We start from the raw sequence: 19135 nt of genomic DNA, 5'->3' as shown, positions 1-19135 counted from the left end.
GGGAATGAAAAACCCGTCTTGAACAAAAAATGAAGATAAGCCTGAATCAATGGGTCAAACGCTTAAGCTTAACATTGATTCGGTTTCGCACTGATTTCATTTTGTTCAGGATGAGGTGAGATAATGTTTGAACATATCTTTGCGGAAATGAACAGCGCGCTGGATGATATCGCCCGGCGCTATCCTGAAGCGGAAGGCGAACAGAAAGAATCGCTCGGCATGAAGTGGAAGCTTTTGAAGCAAATGAGTGACGGCATTATCGAGGAATGGATGTCTTTTGAGGAGAAGATGGGGGAGATCCGCCGCAAATGCGGAGACTTTGAAGCCGAAGATCAACTGAAGATCATCGAACTGGGCGGAGGGCCTTTTATTAAAGGCCAAGGTTATTTTACCTTGAAGATGTACGAACAGGCTTCCGAGCATTTTGAGAAGGCGTCCTGCCTTTATCCGGATAACCCCCTGCCCTTGTTGTTTCTGGCCGTGTGCCGCGTGCATCTGAATGACAGGGAAAATGCGGCTGGGTATTTAAATTATATTTTTACACATGGTAAGGACAAGAAATTAAAAGCGATCTGCTGCAATGCCTTGGGTTGTTTGGCCGCTATGGACAATCGGGTGGAGAAGGCACGGGGCTTTTTCCTAACCGCCTACAAGCTGGATCCGACATTGCCTGAACCGATGGCCAACCTGGAGGCATGTATGGAGAACCGGGGAACATACCAATTCGAAAGCCAGCTTCATGCTTATATGTAAAGCAAGGTGAACGATGCGTTGCAGACGCATCGTTTTTTTGATTCTTATTGACCGCGCTGCCTTCGCAGTCCCGTATTAATTTTCAAACGTGTTTTTTTTTGATATGCTAGGTGATAGACCCGAAAGAAAGGGATTTTGCAACCAATGAAGTATGCTGTACTCGATTTTGAAACAACGGGTAATCAGTCCACCGATGAAATTATACAGGTCGGGCTTGCCATCATAGATCATGATTCCACCATCTCGCAGGTCTATTCTTCTTATGTCAAACCGGGAGTGCCTATCCCTCCATTTATAACCGGCTTAACAGGTATCACGGAAGAGGATGTAGCGGACGCTCCTTCACTTGACGATGTCATAATGGAAATGGTTCCGCTGCTTGATGACGTCGTTTTGGTGGGGCATAACGTAGCATTTGACTTTAATTTTTTGCAGCAGGCTTTGGACACCTGCGGTTATCTTCCCTTCACGGGAAGAATTTTGGATACGATGGATTTCCTGAAAATTTGTTTCCCTTCCTTAAATTCTTATCAGCTTGGTCTGGTCAGTGCGGAATTTGGACTCAGCCATGACCGGCCGCATCAAGCGGACAGCGATGCTGTGGCCACGGCTCTGATTTTTCTGAAGTGTCTGGATGAGCTTGCGGAGCTGCCGCTGATTACGATTCAGCGTCTGGCTGATTTGTTTGCTGCTGAAGACAGCGATTTAGGCTGGTTCTTTGATGCTTTGCTAACGGAAAGGGAAAGCCAGGCCGAACAGACGGATGACGCCGGTTTTGTGTATTACCGCCAGTTCGCCATGCGCAATGAAGACTGGATGGATATTTTACCTGCAAGACATGACGCCGATGAGAATCCGCTTGCCAAGGTCAGCTTTGACCAATTTCTGGACCAGGTTCAGGGGAATTTGAAAGAGAAGCTGCCGTTCTATGAAGAACGGGAAGCGCAGAAGATCATGCTCAGCCAGGTCGAGCAGGCTTTTGACGAAGACAAACATCTTCTGGTGGAAGCCGGCACAGGTACCGGCAAATCTTTGGGTTATTTGCTCCCGGCCATTTATTCCTCGGTTAAAACGGGGGAGAAGGTCATGGTGAGCACGCATACCATCAACCTGCAGGAGCAGCTAAGGGAACGGGACATTCCTCTGCTGACCGAAGCTGTTCCTTTTCCGTTTCGTGCGGCGGTATTTAAGGGAAGACAACATTATTTGTGTCTGCGCAAATTTGAGCACAAGCTCAGCCGGCGCGATTTTGTAAGTCCGAAAGAAGACAGCATTACGGCGGCACAGATGATAATCTGGCTCAGCCAGACTGAAACCGGTGACGATGAGGAGCTGAATCTGGGCCGCGGGGGCGATTTCTGGGAAACTGTTGCCAGTGAATCAGACTCCTGTTTGGGCCGCTCGTGCCCATGGTTCCGTAAATGCTTCTATCACCGGGCCAAGCATGAAGCGAGTGTAGCAGACGTTGTGATCACCAATCACTCCAAGCTGTTCACCGACATTCAGGCGGGTCATCAGCTGCTGCCTTCTTATGAACGGCTGGTGATCGACGAGGCTCATCATTTGGAGGACGTTGCCGGCAAACATCTGGGCCTGCACATGAAATATTTCTCCATCATTCATACCTTAACCCGGCTGTTTAAAGACAGCCGTACCGGACAGCTGGCGAATCTTCGGCTGCAGCTCGGTGCTTCCGGTGCCGAGAAAGCCTCCGGCTGGATGGAAACGATCGATTCGATTTATCCGGCTTTGCTCGAAATCAAGGAGAGCTGGGATAAGCTGAGTGAGCTGCTGTTCGGCTTGATGACCGAACGCAGCGATGCAGCGCCTGGAGAACCGGGACAATTCGTCAAACGGCTCCTTCCGGCCAAACGGCCGGAACAGTGGGAGACCTTTGGCCTGCTGGAGAACCAGATTCACGTGACTATCAGTGAAGTGCTGAGAAAGGGAGACCGGCTGGTTGCCGAAATCAAGGAAGAGCAGGATGACTACGGCGTTGACGGGTTGTTGACCGATATCAGCGGCTTGTTCAAGGATCTTGGCAGCGAACGTGACTCGCTGCGCTTCTTCATGAAGCTGGACAACGAGGAAACGGTGTACTGGCTTGAAGGAAACGGTCATTACCGCAGCAAATCCTTGCAGCTTTATGCCGTTCCGATTGATGTAAGCGAACAGCTGAAGAATTACTTCTTTGACAAGAAAAAAAGCGTAGTCATGACCTCGGCCACCTTGACGGTCGACAAGAGCTTCCAATATATGATCGATCAGCTCGGCCTCCAGGCAGCAAGTGAAGAGGAGCGTCTGTTGACGGCTATTCTTCCGTCACCGTTCAATTACAGAGAGCAGGCGCTGCTGGTAATTCCGAGGGATTTCCCAAGTGTGAAGGGCAGCGTCGGAGATGCGCATTTCGTCAATACGCTCGTGGATTCCTTAGCAGAATCAGCTGTGGCAACGAACGGAAGGATGCTGGTGCTGTTCACCTCGTACCGGATGCTGAAGCAGGTATACGAGCCGCTTAAAGAGCAATTATCGGCTCATAATATAACGGTCATCGGGCAGGGCATGGACAGCGGCAGCCGGACTAAGCTAACCCGGCGTTTCCAAAGCAAAGACGCTTCAGTCCTGCTGGGTACAAGCAGCTTCTGGGAAGGCGTGGACATTCCGGGAGATGCGCTGACAAGCCTGGCGATTGTCCGGCTTCCGTTTCAGCCGCCTAACCATCCGCTGGTGGAGGCCAAAAGCGAACGGCTGCAGCAGCAGAAGAAAAATCCGTTCACCAAGCTTTCCGTCCCGCAGGCGGTTATCCGTTTCAAGCAGGGCTTTGGCCGGCTGGTGCGTTCTTCTAGAGATAAAGGCATTGTCATCGTATACGATACTCGTATTCTGGATTCTTATTACGGCAAATATTTCTTGTATTCTCTACCTGGACCCAAAATGGAGCATATGCCACTAAGCCAGATGGTTCCGCGGATTACGGAGTGGCTGGAACCTATGGAAAACGACGCCGAAACAGGCGCAGCAAAGGGTGAATAAGATGAAATCGGAAAAAATTTCGGATGCCGTCGTTCGGCGCATGCCGGTTTATCTGCGGTATCTAAACGAACTGCAGAACCGGGATGTCATGACGGTATCCTCTCAGGAACTTGGACAAAATCTCGATTTAAACCCCGCTCAAATCCGCAAGGATCTGGCTTACTTCGGCGATTTTGGCCGTAAAGGCATCGGCTATGATGTGGCTTATTTAATCGAGAAGATCCGCCAGATTCTCAATCTGGATCAGGAAATCAGCGTAGCGCTGGTGGGTGCCGGTAATCTTGGCCAGGCACTCTCCAATTACAACATGTATTTGAAAGACAACATGAAGATTGTCGCTGTATTTGACATCGCTGAAGCCAAAATCGGAAGCCAGATCAATTATCTGACCGTCCAGCCGATCACAGAGCTGCCTGAAACCGTCAGAAATTTAGGCATACGCATCGGGATTATTACGGTTCCTCATTGGGAGGCCCAGCGGGTGGCGGATCAGCTGGTGGAGGCAGGTATTCAGGCCATCCTCAACTTTGCTCCGGTGATTTTGAAGGTTCCGGCGGAAGTACGGGTACATGCTGCAGACTTTACAACTGATTTGTTAAGTTTGGCTTATTATTTGGATCAAGGAAAGGAAAGTTCAAATGAGTCGTAAATGGTTGATTAAAAACGGGACTTTCGCGGTCATGAACCCCGAGAAACCGGTTATTAACGGATATATGCTGGTTGAGAATGACCGAATCTTGTATATAGGCGAAACCCTGCCAGAGGGAGCAGAGGGCGAAGGCGTAGAAAGCTTTGACGGCTCCGGTTTGTTGTTCCTTCCGGGTCTAGTCAATACGCATGGACATGCAGCTATGTCGCTGCTCCGGGGTTATGGCGATGATCTGGCGCTTCAGGTCTGGCTGCAGGAGAAGATGTGGCCAATGGAAGCCAAGTTTACCAGCGAAGATGTATACCATGGAACGGCGCTTTCCGTGCTGGAAATGCTGAAGGGCGGAACCACAACCTTCCTCGATATGTACGACCATATGGATCAGGTCGGTAAAGTCGCTCAAGAGAGCGGTATCCGGGCTGTGCTGACCCGCGGGGTTATCGGTCTTTGTCCGCCGGAAGTACAGACAGCCAAGCTTCAGGATGCGGTCAGCTTCGCCAAACAATGGCATGGAGCAGCAGACGGAAGAATCACAGCGATGATGTCTCCTCACGCTCCTTACACCTGTCCGCCGGATTATATTGAGAAGATCGTTCAGGCTGCACATGATCTGGATCTCCCGCTGCATACCCATATGTCCGAGACGCGGGCCGAGGTGGAGCAAAATGTCCGGGATTACGGCGTTCGTCCGGTAGAGCATTTGCTTAAAGTGGGCTTGTTCTCCCGTCCGTCGCTGGTAGCTCATGCGGTTCATTTGACCGATGAAGAGATTGCCATCCTTGCCGAGCATCATGTGGGTGTTTCTCATAACCCGGGAAGCAACCTGAAGCTCGCCAGCGGCGTTGCACGGGTAGTAGATTTGCTGAAGGCCGGGGTTACGGTTTCACTTGGTACGGACGGCCCGGCAAGTAACAACAATCTGGATATGCTGGAAGAAATTCGTCTGGCCGCTTTGATTCATAAAGGGGTTTCGGGGGATCCAACAGCAGTTCCTGCTTTAGAAGCTTTGAAAATGGGTACAGAATACGGTGCAAAATCCCTGTTCCTTCCGGAGGTAGGACGGCTGGAAGCCGGCATGAAAGCCGACTTCATTGCTTTGAATGTAGAGCAGGCTCATTTCCTTCCGAAAACGGATTATATTTCGCATACCGTATACTCTGCAGGGGCTAAAGATGTGGAGCATGTATGGGTTGACGGGCGGCAAGTGGTGAAACACGGTGAATGCCTCACTTTGGATGAAGAGCGTATTCGCTTTGAAGCACAGAAGGCATTTGAAGGTCTCCTTGCCCGCTAAAGAATCGGCTTGCTTGAGGGGAAGCGGAGCAGGGAGAGGAGTGTAGAAGGGGTTTGAGAACAAAAACAAAATGGATTCTGATTTCAATTCTGGTGGCTGCGGCGGTTCTCTTTGGTCTATACCGATATTATGTGTATGTCATGCAGGATACATGGACACAAGAAGATGCGGCTATCCTGCGGGCCAAGCAGGAGGCAGGTCTCGTCAAAACGATTGGCGTCACCAAGTCGGTATGGGACGATGTATGCTGGGTAGTCGAAGGTAATGATGCCTCCGGAGAACATATTATGGTCTGGCTGCAGGATGGCCAGCCGCCACATACGGAGCAGGTAACCAGCGCCTCCACCAAAAAAGCGATCAAGTCCAAAATCAAAGCGCTGATGCCCGATGCGGAGATCAAACGGCTTGTCCCGGGTATATATAACGGTCAATACGTTTGGCAGCTTTACTATAAAGAACAAGATCATTATTACTACCGGTTCTTTAGTTTTACAAACGGTGAAGCTTTGACTGAAGAATTTACACTGCCGAACCGCTAATCAACGTTATTCTGACAATTTGGAGAATTCAACAGGTCGTATTGATTTGATTTCCGGCAAACTCCTTTCAAGTGCCCATCGGGCGGAGGGAGTTTGCCGGTTTTTTTATGACGAGTGAAAATCAAGATATTTTCTTGTGTTACCGCAATAAAGCGAAAAAAGGAAAGAATTAAGCGCTTTCCTGCTGGTTTATCGCAATTGTCATATTATGTAACGCTGGAATATAATCCTCACAAGTTAACGGGCTATATGTTATATAACATAACATATAGTTAACAAAATTTATTGGGTGGAGGATGATTTGATGAAGAGGGGAAAGGTAAAAGCTCTAAAGGTACTGCTCGCGACGGGTTTAGCTGTGTCATTTTTTCTGCCCCACTTGTATTTATCACCTGTTTCTGCGGCCGCTGACTCGACTGCCACTACTTCTGCAATTGGTGTAGTTAAGAAACTGCCCAAAGTAGAAGTTATCGCGACAGGAGGAACGATGGCCGGTAAATCGACGGATGAAACAAGCTTCGATACATACAGAGCAGGTTCGCTGCCTATTGAAGACTTGGTGAAGTCCCTGCCGAACAAAGACCAGATTGCCGAGGTCAGTACCTATCAATTCGGTAACTCCGGTTCCAGTGCTTATTCCATGGAACAGCTGTATGATTTGTCCCTGAAAGTCGATGAGGCGCTTAAAACTCAAGATGGCGTTGTGGTGACCAGTGGAACGGATACGATGGAAGAAATTGCTTATTTCCTGGATCTGACCGTCCAAAGTCCCAAACCGGTAGTTGTCACTGGTTCCATGAGACCTTGGACAGTTATAGGCACTGATGCTCCGGCTAATCTTTATAACGCAATCAAGCTGGCTGCCAGCGGCAAAACAAAGTATTTTGGGACAGTTGTAATGCTGAATGACGAATTCCATGCCGCCCGTGAAGTAACCAAAACAAATTCCTACCGGACTGATACTTTCGTAACTCCGGAAATCGGAGCGCTTGGTTATATAGATGAGAAGAATATTCGGGTGTACCGAGCTCCCTTCCGGGCGCTTAAACCGGCCAGCGATTGGGCGACTCCGTTTAATTTAAACAAAATTTCAAAAAAGGATATCGCTAAAGTGGAAATTGCTTATTCGTATCAGGATGCGGGCCCAGGGGCCATCAGCGGGTTTGTGGCTGCCGGCGCCAAAGGCATTGTAACTGCAGGCACTGGAGCTGGCGGCATTTCCAAAGCCATGAGTGAAGAACGTGCCGAGGCAATCAAAAAGGGCGTTATCTTCGTTATGACAACTCGCACCGGATCGGGCAGCAATTATTCAAACGGGGACGGCGTTATCGCCGGGGATAATTTAAACGCGGCTCATGCAAGGATTCTGCTGCTGCTCTGCCTGTCTTACTCCAAGGACTTTGATACGGTAAAAAATTGGTTCACGACTATCGGATATGGTCAGATTGAGTTGCCGTCTAAATAAGGAGTAGAACCTAAAACATGAAACGGCCTTGGTCCTCCATTCATGGAGACCAAGGCCGTTTCTTTTCGATTGTAGCCGCTGCCCACGCGTAAAAAGAAAGGAGCAGCCGAATAAATAGCTTTCGATGATAATAATGGCAGCTCTATCTTTTTATACATGAATATCCTTGAAAATTTAGTGAAATTCAAAATTTAATCATAAAATGATATAGATTATGTGATATACTAGAGTCTGTATTTGAGGTATGCGAATTAATACGCGTCAAATGATTGCGTATTTGATAGGTTATATGTATAAAATTTTAGAATGAGCAGAGGAGGATTTTATTTGAAACTACGTGTTTTCCCGATTGTTGCTACTGTAGCTGTTTCGGCCCTCCTGTTGTTTGGCGGATGGTATGGCTACCGTCAGATAGCCCTTCAGACTCCGCTTCAGAAAATGGTAACCCAATATAATGGCGTTAACAGCGCCCAATTGGATATTAACCATAATACGGTCACTTTGAAACTTGACCTTAAGCCTCAAACGGATTTAAGAGATTTGGTTCAGCATATCAAGGATAAGGGCGGTTCCCTTATTAACGGCAAAGAACTTAAATTGGAAGTCGAGGATCATTCGAGCGCTGCCTTGAACAAATGGTGGTCGGAAGCCTTGTTCCCGATTGCGGAAGCTATGGAGAACAAGAAATATACTGAAATTACGAGTGCTCTGGACAAGCTTAAAGCCAAGCAGCCTGGACTGAAGGCAACTGCTGAAATGGACGATACAAATGTTTATATATCGCTGACTGATGGACAAGCCAGCAAGTTTATTATATTGCCGCGCAAATCCGAAGAGATAGGAGTGTGGAACAATGCCTAGATGGAGCAAAGAGATTTTGATCGGGTTTGTTCCGGTGCTGCTTATTTTTCTCGGTTATATCGGAGTTAATATTGTGCCCATTATCGTAGCCGTTGTTATGCTCGGGGCATTTTATGCAATGACGGTGATGCGGGGAGGACTGGCCGTTGGTGCTTCTCAGGAACGGAAAAGAAAGAAGGCCGGTCCGGCCAAGCTGACCTTTGAAGAAATCGGCGGGCAGGACAGCGCGAAGCAGGAGCTGCGCGAGGCGCTTGATTTTATGGTTCGTTATGATGAAATTCAAAAGTTCGGCATCCGTCCGATCAAAGGGATTCTGCTGACGGGCCCCCCGGGAACCGGTAAGACGCTTATGGCTAAAGCTGCCGCCCATTATACCAATTCCGTATTTGTTGCTGCCTCAGGTAGTGAATTTGTGGAGATGTATGTCGGGGTAGGCGCAAGCCGGATTCGGGATTTGTTTAAAGAGGCCCGCAACCGGGCGGCTAAAGAGAATAAACAAAACGCGATTATTTTTATCGATGAAATCGATGTAATCGGCGGCAAACGCGAAGGCGGGCAGCAGCGGGAATATGATCAGACGCTCAACCAGCTGCTTACGGAAATGGATGGGATTTACACGTCCGAGTCGCCGCGTATTCTGATTATTGCTGCTACAAACCGTAAGGAAATGCTTGACAGCGCACTGCTGCGTCCCGGACGTTTCGACCGGCATATTCAAGTGGATCTGCCCGATAAGAAAGGCCGGATGATGATTCTGGACATCCACGCCAAGAATAAACCGCTTCATGAATCGGTAAGCCTGGAAGGGGTTGCCGAGGAATCTTATGGGTTCTCGGGCGCCCAATTGGAAAGCGTCATGAATGAAGCTGCGATTTATGCGATGCGCGCGAGTGAACCGCAAATCAAACAACAGCATTTGTCTATGGCTGTAGATAAAGTCATGCTGGGCGAGAAGACAGATAGAGAGTCCACGCAGGAAGAGAAACGCCGGGTAGCGATTCACGAGCTTGGTCATGCTATCCTTGCAGAAGTCGTATCGCCGGGCAGCGTTAACCAGGTCGTGTTAAGTCCACGCGGACAGGCACTCGGTTATGTGCGCCACAATCCGCAGGAAGAGAAGTATCTGTACACCAAAAGTTATCTGGAAGGGCAGATCATGGTGGCTCTTGCCGGAGCAGCAGCCGAGGAAATCTATTACGGAGGCCGCAGTACGGGCTCTAGAAACGATTTTGAGCAGGCGCTGAATCTCGTTCAAACTATGATGACCTCCGGATTGACGTCTATCGGTATTGTGAATATGGATATGGTCACTAAAGAAGTGTTAATGAAAGAAAACCAAACGATTCTGGATGCCCTGGCAGCCCATACTAAACAGCTGCTTGAAGAACATTCGGCTATTTTCGACAGATCGCTGGACATTCTATTTAAGGAAGAACGGATGTCCGGAGACGAATTCAGATGTCTATTTCGTGACAATGCACTCCAACCGGCATGATTTTACATGCCGGTTATTTTTTTTTACTTTTTGCTCGTGCTAAGATATTATTAGATGTTGGGTGTAGAAAGATGTATTCTTCGACATCAGGGGTATAATATGTAGAAGGATAAGACGAAAGGATGGAGTAAGAGAATCATGAATTTTAAGAAAATAGGAGTCATCGGCGGCGGCACGATGGGCCAAGGCATAAGTGAAATGCTTGCCGGCAAAGGGCTGGATGTCCTTCTTGTCGAGGAGAATGAAGCAAAGCTGAATTATGCGTACGATATGATTGAAACCAGCCTGGATAAACAACTCGAGAAGTGGGCGATTACCAAAGCTGAAAAAAAGCTCATTTTGTCGAAAATTCATAAAGTGACTCACCTGGCCGATCTCGGACAAGCAGACATGGTGATTGAAACGATCTCCGAGGATCTGGAAGCCAAGAAGAAGGTTTTTCAGAAGCTTGACCAGGTTTGTCCAAGCAACATTATACTTGCGAGCAACACTTCAACCCTGAGCTTGACTGAGATTGCGGGTTCCACCAAGTATCCGGAACGTGTTATCGGTTTGCACTTTATTTATCCTGTATCCAAAATCGATCTGGTGGAAATTATCCGTGGTCTTAAAACGTCTGATCAAACCTTTGAGGAAACCAAAGCATTTGTTGAAGAGGTTGTAGATAAGCGCGGCATTATGGTAAATGAATCCCCTGGTTTCGTTACCTCCCGCATTGTCTGCCTCATGATTAACGAAGCTTTGCATGTGCTTGGGGAAGGCGTTGCCTCTGCTGAGGATATCGACGATGCGATGCGTGTAGGTTATCAGTTCCAATACGGACCGCTTGAAATGGCAGACCGTTTCGGACTAGACTCGGTGCTTGCCGCGCTTGAGCGGATGTTCCGCGATTTCGGCGAATTGAAATACCGTCCTTCCTTTGTATTGAAGAAAATGGTTCGCGCAGGCAATCTGGGCGTTAAGACCGGCGAAGGATTTTTCAAATACGACAAGGATGGTGACCGGCTGTGAAGGTACTCGTAATTAATGCGGGAAGCTCTTCCCTGAAATATCAGCTTTATGACATGAACGACGAATCGGTATTGGCCAAAGGGCTTGTGGAGAGAATCGGCATGGACTCCTCCATCCTGACTCATAAACCTACCGGTAAAGAGGAAGTAACGGAAGTCAGCGAAATTCTGGAGCATACTACGGCGATCCGTAAAGTTCTTGACAAGCTGGTAGACAAAGAGCATGGCGTCCTTAACTCTGTTGATGAGATCCAGGCTGTCGGCCATCGCGTCGTACATGGCGGTGAGGCATTTAAAAGCTCCGCTCTGGTTACCCCTGAAGCTAAAGCGGAAATCCGCCGTTTGTTCGACCTTGCTCCGCTCCATAATCCGCCGGCAATCTCCGGGATTACGGCTGCAGAGAAGAATATGCCAAACGTCCCTCAGGTAGTTGTGTTTGACACGGCTTTCCACCAGACGATGGATGAAAAAGTATTCTTGTACCCGATTCCAAAAGTGCTCTACAAGAAACATCATGTCCGTCGCTACGGCATGCACGGCACCTCCCACTATTATGTAAGCAGAGTGGCTGCTGAATATTTGAATCGACCGCTGGAAGATTTGAAGATGATTACGTGCCACATCGGCAACGGCGGCAGCTTGACGGCGATCAAAGACGGCAAATCCTTCGATACTTCCATGGGACTTACCCCGCTTGAAGGTCTCATGATGGGTACCCGCAGCGGCGATTTGGACCCGGCTGTCGTCACTTTTGTCATGAACAAAGAAGAGCTGACAATCAGCGAAGTGAATTCCATGCTGAACAAACACAGCGGATTGCTCGCTATTTCCGGCAGCAGCAGCGACATGCGCGATATTACGGACGGCCTGGAAGCTGGCGAACCGAACGCAACGCTTGCCTTTGAAATGTACGAATATCGTCTTCGTAAATATATCGGCTCCTATGCGGCTGCCTTGAACGGCGTAGACGTTATCGTCTTTACCGCAGGCGTGGGCGAGAATTCGGCAGTTGTACGTGAGAAGGTTTGTGAGAATCTGACTTACCTGGGCGTTGAAATTGATCCGGAATTGAACAAAATCCGTTCTGGCGAACCGCGCCGTATTTCTTCCCCGAATTCCAAGGTAGAAGTGCTGGTAATCCCAACGAATGAAGAACTGGTTATTGCACGGGATACACTGCGTATCGTTGAAGAATCGAAATAAGTTCACATCACACCAATTATGGCTACGTAAGAGGAGAGAGTAGAATGGCGATCAAAACCGTAATCCGACAGGTGAAAGACCACGTCGGGGAGACCGTCGTTATCGGCAGCTGGATTAATAACAAACGTTCCAGCGGTAAAATTCAATTTTTGCAGCTTCGTGACGGCACAGGATATATCCAAGGCGTTGTCGTGAAGAATGAAGTATCAGAAGAAGTTTGGGATCTTGCGAAAAGCTTGACCCAGGAAAGCTCTGTATATGTAACAGGCGTTATCCGTGAGGAGCCAAGAAGCAAATCCGGTTATGAAATGACAGTTACGGGTCTTGAACTGATCCAGCTGACTGAAAACTATCCGATTACTCCGAAAGAGCACGGGGTTGATTTCCTGATGGACCACCGCCATTTGTGGCTGCGTTCCACCAAGCAGCGTGCTGTTTTGGTCATTCGCGCCGAAATCATCCGCGCCGTACAGGAGTTCTTCGATACCAACAATTTCACCTTGGTGGATCCTCCAATCTTGACGCCGACTTCGGCTGAAGGAACAACCAACCTGTTCCACACCAAATATTTTGAAGAAGACGCCTACCTGACTCAAAGCGGACAGCTGTATATGGAAGCCGCTGCGATGGCTCTGGGCAAGGTTTATTCCTTTGGTCCAACCTTCCGTGCCGAGAAGTCCAAAACGCGCCGCCACTTGATCGAGTTCTGGATGATCGAGCCGGAAATGGCGTTCACGGATCATGAAGAGAGCCTGCGCGTACAGGAGAACTTCATTTCTCATGTAGTGCAATCTGTGCTGAAGAACTGCCGTCCTGAGCTGGAAACGCTCGAACGTGACATTTCCAAGCTGGAGAACATTCAGGCACCATTCCCGCGGATTACTTATGATGCAGCTATCGAGTTCCTGAATAAAGAAGGATTTGATATTCCTTGGGGCGAAGATTTTGGTGCACCGCATGAAACGGCGATCGCTGAGGCTTATGACAAACCGGTGTTCATTACCCATTACCCGGCAAGCATTAAAGCTTTCTACATGAAACCGGATCCTAATCGTCCGGAAGTTGTAATGTGTGCAGACATGATCGCGCCAGAGGGATACGGCGAAATTATCGGCGGTTCCCAGCGGATTGACGATCCTGAGCTGATGGAAGAACGTTTCAAAGAACATGAGCTTTCTCCGGAAGCTTATCAATGGTACCTGGATCTGCGGAAATACGGTACGGTTCCTCACTCCGGTTTTGGATTGGGTCTGGAAAGAACTGTAGCCTGGATTTGCGGTTTGGACCATGTCAGAGAAACGATTCCGTTCCCTCGCACATTGTATCGTCTATATCCATAAATCAGGCTAGAGGTGAGCTAGATGGCCATGAATGAAGGCTGGAAGGTGTGGGCAAACGGCATCGCTTACGGGATGGAAAATGGAACCGTAAACGTGCCCGCCGCATTGCTTGCCTATTATCGCCGTTTAAAGCTCAGCGATATGGAGGCTATGCTGCTGATCCACCTGCTTCATTTCCGGCAAAGCCGCGGAAGCGAATTTCCGCCGCTTACTGAAGTTGAGCAGGTGATGAGCACTTCACCTGGAGCGGTCGCTTCCGCTATCCGTAAACTGATCAAGGACGGCTGGTTGGCGGTTGACCAGGTGACGGATGAGCAGACCGGCGTACAGTCCGAACATTATCATCTGAACGGCATGTACAAGAAATTAAGTTTATGTCTGGCGGAGCATTTCGCTGCAGAACGGCAAGAGCTTCGGCTTAATCGGGAGCAGCTGGATGAGCAGCCGGCCGAAACGGATTCTGCCGAGCGGAATTTGTTCATCACTTTTGAACAGGAATTTGCCCGTCCTCTGTCTCCGATGGAATGCGAAACCATTTCAGGCTGGATTGATCAGGACGGTTATCCGGAAGAGCTGATCCGCTTGGCTTTAAAGGAAGCCGTGTTCGCCGGAAAAATCCATTTCCGCTACATCGACCGGATTTTGCTGGAATGGAGCAGAAACCGGGTGCGAAACGCCGAAGATGCAAGAGCTTATACGCAGCGTTTTAGAGGTGCGGGAAACGCAAATAAAGGATAATCGATAATAAGAGGTTGTTTTGAAAGGTCATTTAGGTGATCTTTTGAGACAACCTCTTTTCTAGCCTGATTAATTATTATTGCGGCAGGGTTGAAAAAGAGGGTAATAAAGGATGACTCGAAAAAATTAGAGTTGACTTGGAGGTCTTAACTATAATATATTTAATTACGAAAAGTAATTAACGGTTATTTTGCTATTCCTGTTCAAGAAACCAACCAAGGAGGAAATTAAAGAAGATGAGCAAAATTTTAGAAGCTTTGAAAACAAGACGTTCCTATTACGGTATCAGCAATGAATCTACGATCAGCGATGATCAAATTGTAGACATTGTTCAAGAGGCTGTTAAACATACGCCTACTTCTTTTAATTCCCAAACTTCTCGCGCAGTAGTATTGCTCGGCGAGCATCATCATAAGCTGTGGGATATTACCAAAGAAGAGCTGCGGAAGATTACGAAAAGCGAAGAGGCCTTTGCGGCAACCTCCGAAAAGATGGCTTCGTTCTACAACGGTTATGGTACCGTTTTGTTCTTTGAAGATGAGCAGGTGATCAAAGGACTGCAGGAGCAGTTTGCAGCTTATGCTGACAACTTCCCTATTTGGGCTAACCAATCCAATGGTATGCTTCAGCTGGTAGTTTGGTCGGCTCTGGAAGAAGCCGGTCTGGGCGCATCGCTGCAGCACTATAACCCGCTGATCGACCAAGAAATTCAATCCGCATGGAACATTCCGTCCCATTGGAAGCTGGTGGCTCAAATGCCTTTCGGCAAACCTACCATGCAGCCAAGCGAGAAGCAATTCCAGCCGGTTGAAGACCGCGTGAAAGTGTTTAAATAATCAAGACAGCTTAACATTGAGAGTTCGTAGGAGACCCAAATTTGTTTGGGTCTTCTTTTTTTTTTTTTGCGTAGAACTAGATAGCTTTCTTCCAAACTTTAGTAAACCGGTTTAATGAATAAATGCGCTTGTTTTTGCTTTTTTTAGCAAAATTATACGTATTTTTAACACTGAATTAATTATAAATATGGATTTTTACATAAAAAGACGGCACCGGAAAAACGAGTCTTACAAAACCGGTTTAATATTGAATTCGTACTAGTACAACTGAAAGGAAGAAAAGCAGTGGCAACGATAGAGGATGTGGCCAAAGCGGCCGGAGTTTCGAAAGGGACGGTTTCGAATGTATTCAGCAAGAAACGTCCGATCAGCAAGGAAGTAACAGAGCATGTGATGCAGGTGGCGAAAGAGCTGAATTACAGGCCGAATTATTGGGCCCGGAGCCTGGTCAACAAGAAGACCCGGATTATCGGTCTGAATATGCGCGGAGAAAAGCTCAAGATGAGCCACTTTCAATATTCGCTGCTCAATGGGGTCCTGCCCGTCTGTTACGAACGCGGGTACCGGCTGCTGCTTAACACGCTGTCTCCTAATTATTTGAATCAAGTCGAGCATTTGGCATCCGATCCGGTAGACGGAGAAATTATTTTGGACGCTGTCATCGGAGACAGCCGGGTTGAAGACTGCTTGCAGCGCAATGTCCCGATCGTAGTGATTGGTCGGCCCTCGGGCGAAGATGAGACCCGGGTGTCATACGTGAACAACGATAACATTGGAACTGCGGCTAAAGTCACTCAATATTTGATTTCGCTTGGGCACGAACAGATTCTGTTCATCAATGGGCCTGAGAATCGTACGGTGACCGCGGACAGAACGGCTGGTTATATGCAGGCCTTCTCCCAACAGGGCAAAAAGCCTGCTGAAGGAATGATTGTCCACCAGAACAACTTGCAAGCCATGACCTCCTTAACCTACAGCTATGAAACAGCGTTGTCACGTCTTAAGGAGAATCCGGAAATAACGGCGGTATTAACGGATACCGAATCGATGGCCCTTGGCGTTTACAAAGCGGCTGCTGAACTGAACTTGCGTATTCCCGATCAACTGTCGGTGCTTTGCTTTGGTTACGGCGGAACGCTGGCCCAGGAATTTAATCCCCCTTTAACAGGGGTCGATCTACATGCGGACAAGCTCGGTACTGAAGCGATCCAGCTTCTTCTGGAGCAGTTGGAGCAGTCAGATGCTGAGGACAAGCTTGCTAAACGGACCATTATTCCTTCGGATCTTGTGGTCCGCGGTTCCTGCGACCGCCGGGAATCCAAGCCTGACTCAGTGGACCAGACACAACCCCCCAAAAAAATAAAGGCTTAAATGAGGAGGATCTACACGTGAACTTTAACAGTCCTATTAAAACTTCATCCCGATTATCCCATCTTGCAGAAAGCCCGGCACCTGCTTGGAAGAAACAGAAAACACGGTCCAGAATCACTTTGCTTGTCTCACTGCTTACTTTGGGTTCCATGCTGCTGTCTGCTTGCGGCACTTCATCTTCCAACGCTTCCAATGGTTCCGGCGCCAATGCTTCAAGTGCTGATGGCTCAGCTTCAGCCGGGGAAACCTCTTCCGCCCCAGCTGCAGACATGAAGCTGCGTATTCTGTCCAGCAACGTTGGCGGGAAGACGCCTGAGGAAATGAAGAAATTTGAAGAGGAAATCACACGGCTGACCGGCATTGAAGTCACGATTGAGAAACCAGCAAGCGATTATGACCAGAAGGTGCTGACCGCGCTTGGTTCGGGTGAGAAATATGACCTGATCGAAGGCAGTGACCTTGGTAAGCTGAATACGTTTATCGACCAAGGCGTTACTATGGACTTGACGGATTTTGTTCAAGGTTCAAAGGAACTTTCCGATCCTACTGTCGTACCGACCGAGGAATGGGATCAGTTGAAGGGCAAAGACGGCCATATTTATGCCGTATTCAGCAAATTCCAGGGCGGCACGATGCCGATTGTGCGCAAGGACTGGTTGGACAAGCTGCACCTGCAGGAGCCTAAAACGCTGGATGACTATTATAACGTGCTAAAAGCTTTCACGGAACAAGATCCGGACGGCAACGGCAAAAAAGACACCTACGGTCTGTCCACTTCAGGACTCTATGATATTCAAGGTTTTATGTCTGCTGCGGGCTTGAAATACCGCTATGTTATGAAAGACGGCAAACGGACCATCCCTTACGCTTCGGATGCGGCGATCCCGATGTATGAATGGTTCGCCAAACTTACGAAGGAAGGCATTCTGGACCCTAACTTCGTCACCAATGATACCGCAAAAATGCGCAACCTGTTCCTGACCGACCGTGTCGGCATGATCACTTATTGGGACGCCTGGGTTGGCATGCTGAACAATACGCGCCAAGAAGAAGATCCGAATACGTCCTTTCAGGCTGAAGCCGTTGCCGGAGCGGAAGGACCGGACGGCAAAATCATACTGAGACGCGGAGATCCGGACTACTGGATGGTTCCGGCTAATGCGGAACATGTGGAAGCCGCCGAGAAATTCCTGGAATTCTGGCATTCGGAGCCGGGCATCATCCTGGGCAGCCTGGGCATCGAAGGTGAAGACTACACGAAAGACAATGGAACTTATACGCTGACTGAAACGGGAAAAGAACATGGTATGGATCATGGAGTTCCGTTCTGGTACAACGAAAACGTCAAAGCCCCGTTCGACAAACTGCCGGGTGTCCAAGCAGCGCAGGATCTGGTCAAACAGTATGCGACCCTCGAATTGTCTCTTCCGGAATGGAGCGATGCTGAGAAGATCGTGACCAATTATGCTCTGAAGGCGATGTCCGGAAGCATGCCGGCTGCTGATGCTGTGAAACAGATGCAGAAAGAGCTTAAAGCAGCTAATCTGATCGACGAGTAGGGCAGATCGCAGAAGGGGGGCGGGCTGTGAGGGCTCAAACAGCTTCACGGCCAAAGCCCGTTTTCTGCATATCTATCAAACCTGCCGAACAAAGGATGTGAGAGTTCATGCTGAAAACTTGGTGTAAATACGGAGCGCTTTATTTGATGATGGTCCCTGTCATTTGCTACTTTCTGGTCTACGGCTATTATCCGCTGGCCAGGGGGCTGCAAATTAGCTTTCAGGACTATCGTCTGATCGGAAATCGGCCGTACATTGGTTTCGATAATTACGGGACGGTATGGCATGATCCAAACTTTTGGAAATCGTTGACTAATACTCTTGTCATAGGCGGAGGATCGCTCGTTTGCGGCTTTCTGGCTCCGCTGATCATTGCCTTATCCTTAAATGAAGTGCTTAAGTCGTGGTTTAAGAAAACGGCGCAAATGATCTTATACGTCCCCCATTTATTATCCTGGGTAGTCGTCGGCGGCATGTGGATCTATCTGCTTTCACCGGACACTGGCTTGGTCAACCTTCTGCTGCAGCGGACCCTGGACATCCCGCCCGTGCATTATCTGGCCGAATCCGGCTGGGCAAGAGTGGTGATGATTCTGGTAGCGACCTGGAAGGACATGGGGTATAACTGTATTTTATTTCTGGCTGGAATTGTGGCCATCAATCCCTCTTTATATGAAGCGGCCAGACTGGACGGTGCCACCAGATGGCAGCAGGTCCGTTATGTCACTTTACCTCAGATTCAAAGCACGATGAAAGTAGTTCTGCTGCTCAATACGCTTGGCGTGCTCCGCATTTTCGATCAGGTGTTTGTCCTGCGGAACAATTCGACGGCTCCGGATGTCGACGTGCTCATGTATTACACATACCAGAAGGGCATTCTTGACTTTCATGTCGGAGTGGCTGCGGCAGCCAGTATGCTGGTTTTGATCTTTACGTTGCTTCTGACTCTGATCGTAAGAAAACTAACCAGATTTGACGAGGTGTAGAAA

General features: G+C 48.6%; 16 protein-coding genes. All 16 read left to right on the top strand.

The features are described 5' to 3' along the window. Nucleotides 1-123 precede the first annotated feature (123 nt). Nucleotides 124-753 (top strand): hypothetical protein, encoded by a 630-nt coding sequence (locus CBE73_RS05115; RefSeq protein WP_094093297.1) that lies wholly within the window; start codon nucleotides 124-126, stop codon nucleotides 751-753. A 144-nt stretch (nucleotides 754-897) separates the two neighbouring features. After that, a complete protein-coding gene (gene dinG, locus CBE73_RS05110; RefSeq protein WP_094093296.1) occupies nucleotides 898-3786 on the top strand; it encodes an ATP-dependent DNA helicase DinG in 2889 nt (962 codons plus the stop codon). Between the two features lies 1 nt (nucleotide 3787). Next, nucleotides 3788-4435 carry a redox-sensing transcriptional repressor Rex gene (locus tag CBE73_RS05105; RefSeq protein ID WP_094093295.1) on the top strand — a complete coding sequence of 216 codons (648 nt, stop codon included), beginning with the start codon at nucleotides 3788-3790 and terminating at the stop codon, nucleotides 4433-4435. Continuing rightward, nucleotides 4425-5729, top strand: a complete 1305-nt coding sequence (locus CBE73_RS05100; protein ID WP_094093294.1) for an amidohydrolase — start codon at nucleotides 4425-4427, stop codon at nucleotides 5727-5729. Before CBE73_RS05105 ends, CBE73_RS05100 begins: the two co-directional genes overlap by 11 nt. Nucleotides 5730-5782: 53 nt before the next feature. Further along, nucleotides 5783-6268, top strand: a complete 486-nt coding sequence (locus tag CBE73_RS05095; RefSeq protein WP_094093293.1) for a cell wall elongation regulator TseB-like domain-containing protein — start codon at nucleotides 5783-5785, stop codon at nucleotides 6266-6268. A gap of 304 nt (nucleotides 6269-6572) precedes the next feature. Beyond that, on the top strand, nucleotides 6573-7733 hold the full coding sequence (locus tag CBE73_RS05090) for an asparaginase (RefSeq protein WP_094093292.1): 1161 nt from the start codon (nucleotides 6573-6575) through the stop codon (nucleotides 7731-7733). 327 nt (nucleotides 7734-8060) lie between these two features. Beyond that, nucleotides 8061-8594: a hypothetical protein gene (locus tag CBE73_RS05085; protein WP_094093291.1), complete on the top strand. Its 534-nt coding sequence runs from the start codon at nucleotides 8061-8063 to the stop codon at nucleotides 8592-8594. Further along, entirely contained in the window at nucleotides 8587-10089 is a 1503-nt protein-coding gene (locus CBE73_RS05080; RefSeq protein WP_094093290.1) for an AAA family ATPase, read from the top strand. The genes CBE73_RS05085 and CBE73_RS05080 overlap by 8 nt, the downstream gene beginning before the upstream one ends. A 138-nt stretch (nucleotides 10090-10227) precedes the next feature. Continuing rightward, complete coding sequence (locus CBE73_RS05075; RefSeq protein ID WP_094093289.1) at nucleotides 10228-11100, top strand: 3-hydroxyacyl-CoA dehydrogenase family protein; 873 nt, start codon at nucleotides 10228-10230, stop codon at nucleotides 11098-11100. Beyond that, nucleotides 11097-12302, top strand: a complete 1206-nt coding sequence (locus tag CBE73_RS05070) for an acetate/propionate family kinase (protein WP_094093288.1) — start codon at nucleotides 11097-11099, stop codon at nucleotides 12300-12302. The genes CBE73_RS05075 and CBE73_RS05070 overlap by 4 nt, the downstream gene beginning before the upstream one ends. A 44-nt stretch (nucleotides 12303-12346) precedes the next feature. Then, nucleotides 12347-13642, top strand: a complete 1296-nt coding sequence (gene asnS, locus CBE73_RS05065; protein WP_094093287.1) for an asparagine--tRNA ligase — start codon at nucleotides 12347-12349, stop codon at nucleotides 13640-13642. A 21-nt stretch (nucleotides 13643-13663) separates the two neighbouring features. After that, nucleotides 13664-14380 carry a DnaD domain-containing protein gene (locus tag CBE73_RS05060; protein WP_094093286.1) on the top strand — a complete coding sequence of 239 codons (717 nt, stop codon included), beginning with the start codon at nucleotides 13664-13666 and terminating at the stop codon, nucleotides 14378-14380. A 236-nt stretch (nucleotides 14381-14616) separates the two neighbouring features. Further along, a complete protein-coding gene (locus tag CBE73_RS05055; protein ID WP_094093285.1) occupies nucleotides 14617-15216 on the top strand; it encodes a nitroreductase family protein in 600 nt (199 codons plus the stop codon). Between the two features lie 285 nt (nucleotides 15217-15501). Further along, on the top strand, nucleotides 15502-16587 hold the full coding sequence (locus tag CBE73_RS05050; RefSeq protein ID WP_094093284.1) for a LacI family DNA-binding transcriptional regulator: 1086 nt from the start codon (nucleotides 15502-15504) through the stop codon (nucleotides 16585-16587). A 17-nt stretch (nucleotides 16588-16604) separates the two neighbouring features. Next, nucleotides 16605-18146: an extracellular solute-binding protein gene (locus tag CBE73_RS05045; RefSeq protein ID WP_229752489.1), complete on the top strand. Its 1542-nt coding sequence runs from the start codon at nucleotides 16605-16607 to the stop codon at nucleotides 18144-18146. A 107-nt stretch (nucleotides 18147-18253) separates the two neighbouring features. Further along, on the top strand, nucleotides 18254-19132 hold the full coding sequence (locus tag CBE73_RS05040; protein WP_229752490.1) for an ABC transporter permease subunit: 879 nt from the start codon (nucleotides 18254-18256) through the stop codon (nucleotides 19130-19132). Nucleotides 19133-19135 lie beyond the last annotated feature (3 nt).

It is taken from the genome of Paenibacillus physcomitrellae (assembly GCF_002240225.1).
GTDB lineage: Bacteria > Bacillota > Bacilli > Paenibacillales > Paenibacillaceae > Fontibacillus > Fontibacillus physcomitrellae.
Note: the sequence above shows the minus strand (reverse complement) of the source record. Positions and strands in the feature narration are given on the sequence as shown.

Excerpts from the sequence above, each read along its gene's own strand:
- CBE73_RS05105 (WP_094093295.1), top strand. The coding sequence starts at position 3,788 with ATGAAATCGGAAAAAATTTCGGATGCCGTCGTTCGGCGCATGCCGGTT.
- CBE73_RS05090 (WP_094093292.1), top strand. The coding sequence starts at position 6,573 with ATGAAGAGGGGAAAGGTAAAAGCTCTAAAGGTACTGCTCGCGACGGGT.
- asnS (WP_094093287.1), top strand. The coding sequence starts at position 12,347 with ATGGCGATCAAAACCGTAATCCGACAGGTGAAAGACCACGTCGGGGAG.
- CBE73_RS05115 (WP_094093297.1), top strand. The coding sequence starts at position 124 with ATGTTTGAACATATCTTTGCGGAAATGAACAGCGCGCTGGATGATATC.
- CBE73_RS05100 (WP_094093294.1), top strand. The coding sequence starts at position 4,425 with ATGAGTCGTAAATGGTTGATTAAAAACGGGACTTTCGCGGTCATGAAC.
- CBE73_RS05080 (WP_094093290.1), top strand. The coding sequence starts at position 8,587 with ATGCCTAGATGGAGCAAAGAGATTTTGATCGGGTTTGTTCCGGTGCTG.
- CBE73_RS05055 (WP_094093285.1), top strand. The coding sequence starts at position 14,617 with ATGAGCAAAATTTTAGAAGCTTTGAAAACAAGACGTTCCTATTACGGT.
- CBE73_RS05075 (WP_094093289.1), top strand. The coding sequence starts at position 10,228 with ATGAATTTTAAGAAAATAGGAGTCATCGGCGGCGGCACGATGGGCCAA.
- CBE73_RS05040 (WP_229752490.1), top strand. The coding sequence starts at position 18,254 with ATGCTGAAAACTTGGTGTAAATACGGAGCGCTTTATTTGATGATGGTC.
- CBE73_RS05060 (WP_094093286.1), top strand. The coding sequence starts at position 13,664 with ATGGCCATGAATGAAGGCTGGAAGGTGTGGGCAAACGGCATCGCTTAC.
- dinG (WP_094093296.1), top strand. The coding sequence starts at position 898 with ATGAAGTATGCTGTACTCGATTTTGAAACAACGGGTAATCAGTCCACC.